Origin of the sequence: Streptomyces sp. NPDC002265 (assembly GCF_040296125.1) — a bacterium.
Taxonomy (GTDB): Bacteria; Actinomycetota; Actinomycetes; order Streptomycetales; family Streptomycetaceae; genus Streptomyces.
Map to the genome: position 1 here is coordinate 35,598 of NZ_JBEOWS010000040.1, position 6,913 is coordinate 42,510.

General features: G+C 71.6%; 4 protein-coding genes. All 4 read right to left on the reverse strand.

Annotated elements, in window-relative coordinates:
• Positions 1 to 8 precede the first annotated feature (8 nt).
• Positions 9 to 1,688, reverse strand: coding sequence for a glycosyltransferase family 2 protein (locus ABT085_RS10375; RefSeq protein ID WP_351604321.1), 1,680 nt, complete (start codon positions 1,686 to 1,688; stop codon positions 9 to 11).
• Between the two features lie 122 nt (positions 1,689 to 1,810).
• On the reverse strand, positions 1,811 to 2,788 hold the full coding sequence (locus ABT085_RS10380; RefSeq protein WP_351604333.1) for a Gfo/Idh/MocA family protein: 978 nt from the start codon (positions 2,786 to 2,788) through the stop codon (positions 1,811 to 1,813).
• Between the two features lie 44 nt (positions 2,789 to 2,832).
• Positions 2,833 to 3,948 carry a DegT/DnrJ/EryC1/StrS family aminotransferase gene (locus ABT085_RS10385; RefSeq protein WP_351604323.1) on the reverse strand — a complete coding sequence of 372 codons (1,116 nt, stop codon included), beginning with the start codon at positions 3,946 to 3,948 and terminating at the stop codon, positions 2,833 to 2,835.
• 395 nt (positions 3,949 to 4,343) lie between these two features.
• A partial coding sequence (locus ABT085_RS10390) for an Rne/Rng family ribonuclease (RefSeq protein WP_351604325.1) occupies positions 4,344 to 6,913 on the reverse strand: 2,570 nt, incomplete at its 5' end.

Below are 6,913 nucleotides of genomic sequence, written 5' to 3' on the forward strand. Positions count from 1 at the left end.
GACGGTCGCTACTTCCTTTTCGAACCGCTCGTGGGGGAACCGCTCGGCTTCGAGCCTGCGGATCGGGTCTTCAGCCGCCGGGCGAGAGCCGACCTGACCCGGGAGGCCAGCGACCGCTTCGGCGGGTACAGGGGAGCCGTGGCGATCACCACGCGCCCCTTGGGGTTCACCGTCGCCGTCACCCGGTACGGGTCCTCGTAGGCGCCCCAGCGGCGCGCCAGCGGCATGGGCAGGTCCTTGCCGCGCACCGGGATCTCGTACGTCGAACCGGCCAGGCCGACGTACGCACGGACGCCGAGCTTGACCGCGCTCCGCTCCAGCGGGATGCGCGCCCGCAGCACGGCCGCGGCCCCGTCCTCGGCCGGCACGGTCGTGAACTCGCCCACCACGGCGGGCAGTTCGTGGTCCGCGGGCAGTCTCCTGCCGCCGGGCTTGTCCGCCGACTTGGGCATCGCGCCCTGTACGAGGCGCAGCACCGCGCCGTCGACGTCGCCGAGCACCGGCAGCCGCAGGGAGACCGTGTAGGCGATGTCGTCGCCCTCCTGCTCCCAGGCGGAGACGAGCAGCCGCGTGCCCTGGGCGAGAGGGCCGGCGACCGACTCTTCGACGACCTCGTAGACCCGGTCGGGCAGGCCGATACGAGGGTCACGGAAGCCAGGGTAGCGGGCGTACGCGCGCTCGCCCTCGACGACGAACGGCGGTGCGCCGTGCTCCAGCTCGGAGGTGATCGCCTCGCACAGCTCGTCGACCGCGCCGGCCCGGGCCAGCGCGATGCGCACCCGGCGCTTGACGTCCATGGCGTCGCGGATGCCGTCGGTGAAGTACGCGTCGGCGAGCCGGGCGATGCCCGCGCAGATGTCGCGCCGGAGTTCGCGCTCCAGCCCCGGGAAGTCGTCCTGGACGAGCTTGGCCAGCTCCCAGGTGAAGTGCCGGCGCAGCACCGCGTCGCGCTCCGGGCCCGCCTCGATGAGACCGGCGGTGAAGTCCATGATCTCGGCCGTGCACCGCAGCCGGGCCAGATGGTCGGCCCGGTAGGTGATGTTGCTGGCGTCGCCCCGCTTCACCGCGTAGTAGCAGGTGTAGTCGGCCACCACCGAGATCTTCTTGGCGCGCACACACGCCTCGATGGTGAACGGCTGGTCGCTGCCCACCGGGAGGTTCTCGGGGAAGCGCAGCTTGTACTGCTCCACCAGGTCGCGCCGGAACAGCTTGGTGTTGGCCAGGGTCCACGGCAGGGCGGAGTCGGTCAGCCGGATGTCCGGGTTGCTCTCCTTGTAGAGCGCCTGGTGGACGTAGCGGCCGTTGGTGCCGACCATCTTGCCGACGACGACGTCCGAGCCGTGCTCGTCGGCGCACGCCACCATGCGCTCCAGCGCCTCCTCGCCGAGGTGGTCGTCGGAGCCGATGAAGTAGACGAAGCGGCCCGTGGCGATGTCCAGCGCCCGGTTGCTCGGAGCGGCCGGGCCGCCGGAGTTCGCCTGGTGGATCACCTTGACGGTGTTCGGGTAGCGCTCGGCGAAACGGTCGAGCTCGGCGCCGCTGTCGTCGGTGGAGCCGTCGTCGACGGCCACGATCTCCAGCCGTTCCAGGCCGATGCTCTGCCCGATCAGAGAGTTCAGGCACTCCGTCAGGTAGGGCATCGTGTTGTAGACCGCGACGACCACACTGACGTCAGGTGCGGTACTCATGTTTTCCGGCTCCTGGTCTCCATCAGCCGTCGAGCGGCTGCGCGCTGGAAGGAAGGACTCGCGAAACGGTGGAGCTCTCGGGCGCGGTGCCCCGCCGGCGGAGTTCCGCCGGCGTGTGGTGCTCAGCTGCCATGGACGGCCAGGTCCTCCGACAGGAGCGAGATGCTGCGGTTGTCCAGCGCCGACTCGAGCACCGCCGCCGCGATCTCCACCGTCCGCGTGCCCTGGCGCAGCGTACAGATGTCGGCGGGCTTGCCGAGCACCGCGTCGCGGAAGAGCTCGTGCTCGACGAGGAGCGGCTCGCGCTTCGGGATGGCGTAGCGGATCATGTCGCCCTCGGAGACGCCGCGGAAGGCCTGGAGGGCCTCCCACTCCGTCGCCATCGCGGCGTTGGAGTGGAACGTCAGGTCGGCGGTGAGGGTGTCGGCGATGAAGCAGCCGCGCTCTCCGGTGACCGAGGTGAAGCGCTCCTTGAGCGGGCTCAGCCAGTTGACCAGGTGGTTGACCATCGTGCCGTCGTCCAGGCGGCCCACCGCGGAGACCATGTCCTCGTGCGCGCGACCGCTCTTGGAGACGGTGTGCGCGGCGATGGACACGTACTCGCGGCCGGTCACCCAGCCGGTGAGGTCGATGTCGTGGGTGGCGAGGTCCTTGACCACGCCGACGTCCGCGATGCGGTGCGGGAAGGGGCCCTGGCGGCGGGTGACGACCTGGTAGACGTCACCGAGCTCGCCGGCCTCCAGCCGGGCGCGCAGCGAACGCAGCGCCGGGTTGCACCGCTCGATGTGACCGACGCCGGCCACCAGGCCGCGCGACTCGAACGCCTCGACGAGACGGCGCGCGCCGTCCACGGTGTCGGCGACGGGCTTCTCGATCAGCGCGCAGACGCCGGCCTCGGCGAGCTGCATGCCGACCGTCTCGTGCAGGCCGGTGGGGCAGGCCACGACGGCGTAGTCGACGCCCAGGGCGATGAGCTGCTCGACGGCGTCGAGGACCGGGGCGCCCTGGGCGGCACCGAACTTGTCGCCCATCGGGTCGACGACGCCGACGAAGTCGACGCCCTCCAGACCGGCCAGGACGCGGGCGTGGTGACGGCCCATGGAACCGAGGCCGACCAGTCCGGCCCGCAGGGTGCGCGTGGTGGTCACAGCTGCTCCCCCAGCGCGTTGACGGCGGAGACGATGCGCTCCAGGTGGTCCGCGGACAGACCCGGGTGGACGGGCAATGAGACGACCTCGGCGGCCGCGCGCTCCGTCTCGGGCAGGTCCCAGGTGCGGCCGGCCTTCTGGTCCGGCTCCCAGTACGGCTTGAGCCGGTGGATCGGCGTCGGGTAGTACACGGCGTTGCCGATGCCGGCCTCGGTCAGGCGCGCCATGGCGGCGTCACGGTCGCCCCGGACCCGCACGGTGTACTGGTGGAAGATGTGGCGGGCGCCCTCGGCGACGGTCGGCGTCACCACGTTCGGCGTGCTGATGTGCTCCGTGAGGTACGCGGCGTTGGCGATGCGCTGCTCGGTCCAGCCGTGCAGCTGGGTGAGCTGCACCCGGCCGATGGCGGCGGAGACGTCCGTCATGCGCACGTTGGCGCCGACGATCTCGTTGGCGTAGCGCTGCTCCATGCCCTGGTTGCGCAGCAGGCGCAGGGTCCGGGCGACCTCCGCGTCGGCGGTGCTGATCATGCCGCCTTCGAGGCTGTGCATGTTCTTGGTCGGGTAGAAGCTGAACGTGCCCGCGTTGCCGAAGGCGCCGACCGGCGTCCCGTGCAGCGCGGCCGCGTGCGCCTGGCAGGCGTCCTCGACCACGGCGAGGCCGTGCCGCCCGGCGATGTCCATGATCTTGTCCATGGCGGCGGGGTGGCCGTAGAGGTGCACCGGCATGATCGCGGCGGTGCGCGGCGTGATGGCCGCCTCGACCGCGGCCGGGTCCAGGCAGAAGCTGTCGGCCTCGATGTCGGCGAAGACCACGTCGGCGCCGACGAGGCGCACCGCGTTGGCGGAGGCCGCGAAGGAGAACGACGGCACGATGACCTCGTCGCCGGGGCCGAGCCCGAGGGCCATCAGCGTCAGGTGCAGCGCGGAGGTGCCGGAGTTGACCGCGACGCAGTGGCGGTTGCTCACCACCTCGGCGAACTCCGCCTCGAAGGCGGCGACCTCGGGGCCCTGTACGACGCGGCCGCTGCGCAGCACGCGTACGGCGGCCTCGATCTCCGCCTCGCCGATCACGGGCCGGGCGGCGGGTATCAACTCATGGGCGTCGCTCATCGACTCCCCCTCCTTCATCAGTGACCTCTAGGGCGCACCACGTCGTGCACGGGTCGGGAAGGGACGGTGTCGAGCGTCGCACGTCCGCATCCCTGGAAAGTCCGTCCACCTCTGTCCTTGCTGCGGCGAACGTCTTCCACGAGGCCCTGCCCCGAGGTACCTCGCGTGGTCTACGGCTCACATGTCACCAGCTGCCGAGTCCACCGTCACGTTACCAGCAGAGGTGCAAATCTTTTCCTCAGAGTTACTACAGGGAAACCCCTGGTTGAGGTGCAATCCATCACAGGATTCACGCAGTGTTACCGAAACTCTCCCCGAACGCAATGCACGACAAAGAAAGCGCGGGACACCGAAGTCCGTCTCGGTGTCCCGCGCTTCAGCGATGCGCTACGGGGTCAGTCCTCCGTCGTCGCCGAGACGGACGGCGAGGACTGCTCGGCCGCCACCGCCGTCTTCTTGGCGGCGGTCTTCTTCGCCGTCGTCTTCGCGGCCGTGGCCTTCTTCACCGTGGCCTTCTTGGCCGCCGTCTTCTTGGCGGCCGTCTTCTTGGTCGCGGCCTTCTTCGCCGTGGCCTTCTTCGCCGTCTTGCGGGCGGCCGCCTTCTTGGCCGGAGCCTCCTGCGCGGTCTCCTCCAGCGCCTCGGCCTCCGCGCCCGCCTCGACGGCGGCCTCCATGGCAGCCTCCGCGGCGGCTTCCGCCGGGGCCTCGGCGGCGGCCGGGACCTCGGCGACGAGCGTCTCGTCCGCCGGGGCCGACGCGACGACCGTCACGGCCGCCTCCTCGGACGCCGTCGCGGCGGTGGCCTTGCGCACCGCACGACGCCGCGGACGGGCCGGAGCGGCGCTCTCGGCGGCCGTCTCGGGCTCGGCCTGCGCGGCCGGCTCCGTCGCGACGGCCTCCTGCGGCGCGGCCTCGGCGACCGTCACCACGGCGGCCTCCGCCCCCGCGGGCGAACCGGCCGGCGCGGACACCTTGCGGGTGGCGCGACGGCGCGTACGCCCCTGGGGCGCGGCCTCCTCGACGGCCGGGGCCTCGGCGACGCGGGACTCGACGACCGGGTCCTCGACCGCGACCGGCTCGGCCTGCGCGACGGCGGCCGTCTCCGGCAGCACCGGCGACTCGGCCACGGCCGCGAACTCGGCCTCGGTCTCCTCGGCCTTCGGCTCCGCGGCCCTCGGCTCCTCGCCGCGCCCGTTCCGGCCGCGCGGCGCACCGGCCGGGGCCGAGGCCCGCCGGCTCGTCCGGCGCCGGGAGCGGCCGCGGCCGGCCGCGGCCTCCGCCTCGGCGATGCTGCTGTACAGCTCCTCGTCGGGCGCGAAGTCGGGCGCGGGCAGCGCGATCGGCTCGGCGACCTCGGCGACGACCTCGGCGACCGCCTCGGCCTCGGCCTCCTGCTCGACGCTGTCGAAGGCGACCGCCTCGTGCTCGTGCTCGTGGCCCTGGCCGTCACCGCCACGCCCGCGCTTCCTGCGCTTGCCGCCGCCCCCGGCGGAGGTCGGCTGCTCCATGTGCACGATGACACCGCGCCCGTTGCAGTGGACGCAGGTCTCGGAGAAGGACTCCAGCAGGCCCTGGCCGACCCGCTTGCGGGTCATCTGCACGAGGCCCAGCGAGGTCACCTCGGCCACCTGGTGCTTCGTACGGTCGCGGCCCAGGCACTCCAGCAGGCGCCGCAGGACGAGATCGCGGTTGGACTCCAGGACCATGTCGATGAAGTCGATGACGATGATGCCGCCGAGGTCGCGCAGCCGCAGCTGGCGCACGATCTCCTCGGCCGCCTCCAGGTTGTTCCTGGTGACGGTCTCCTCGAGGTTGCCGCCCTGACCGGTGAACTTGCCGGTGTTGACGTCGACGACGACCATCGCCTCGGTCCGGTCGATCACCAGCGAACCGCCGCTGGGCAGCCAGACCTTGCGGTCCAGCGCCTTGGCGAGCTGCTCGTCGATCCGGTAGGTGGCGAAGACGTCGACCTCGGAGGTCCACCGCGACAGCCGTCCGGCCAGGTCGGGCGCGACGTGCGAGACATAGCCGTGGATGGTGCCCCAGGCGTCGTCGCCGCTGACGACGACCTTGGAGAAGTCCTCGTTGAAGATGTCGCGCACGACGCGGACGGTCATGTCCGGCTCGCCGTACAGCAGGGTCGGGGCGTTGCCGCTCTTCGCCTTCTTCTGGATCTCCTCCCACTGCGCCTGGAGCCGCTCGACGTCACGGCGCAGCTCGTCCTCGCTCGCGCCCTCGGCGGCGGTGCGCACGATGACGCCCGCGTCCTCGGGGACGATCTTCTTGAGGATGGTCTTCAGCCGGGCCCGCTCGGTGTCGGGCAGCTTGCGGCTGATGCCGGTCATCGAGCCCTCGGGCACGTACACGAGGTAGCGGCCCGGCAGGGAGACCTGGCTGGTGAGGCGGGCGCCCTTGTGGCCGATCGGGTCCTTCGTCACCTGGACGAGGACCGACTGGCCGGACTTCAGGGCGGCCTCGATGCGGCGCGGCCCGTTGGCCATGCCGAGCGCCTCGAAGTTGACCTCACCGGCGTACAGGACCGCGTTGCGGCCCTTGCCGATGTCGATGAAGGCGGCCTCCATCGACGGCAGCACGTTCTGGACCTTGCCCAGGTAGACGTTGCCGACGTACGAGGTGGCCTGCTCCTTGTTGACGTAGTGCTCGACGAGCACGTTGTCCTCGAGGACGCCGATCTGGGTGCGCTCACCGCTCTGGCGGACGACCATCACGCGCTCGACGGCCTCGCGGCGGGCCAGGAACTCGGCCTCGGTGATGATCGGCACGCGCCGGCGGCCCTGCTCGCGGCCTTCCCGGCGGCGCTGCTTCTTGGCCTCCAGGCGGGTGGAGCCCTTGATGGACTGCACCTCGTCGGACGGCTCGGCGGGCTTGCGGGGCTCGCGGACCTTGACTATCGGGTCTCCCGCGCCGTCCTCCCGGCCGGGGAGGAGCATGCTGAAGCCGTCGT

Excerpts from the sequence above, each read along its gene's own strand:
- ABT085_RS10375 (WP_351604321.1), bottom strand. The coding sequence starts at position 1,688 with ATGAGTACCGCACCTGACGTCAGTGTGGTCGTCGCGGTCTACAACACG.
- ABT085_RS10380 (WP_351604333.1), bottom strand. The coding sequence starts at position 2,788 with ATGGGCCGTCACCACGCCCGCGTCCTGGCCGGTCTGGAGGGCGTCGAC.
- ABT085_RS10385 (WP_351604323.1), bottom strand. The coding sequence starts at position 3,948 with ATGAGCGACGCCCATGAGTTGATACCCGCCGCCCGGCCCGTGATCGGC.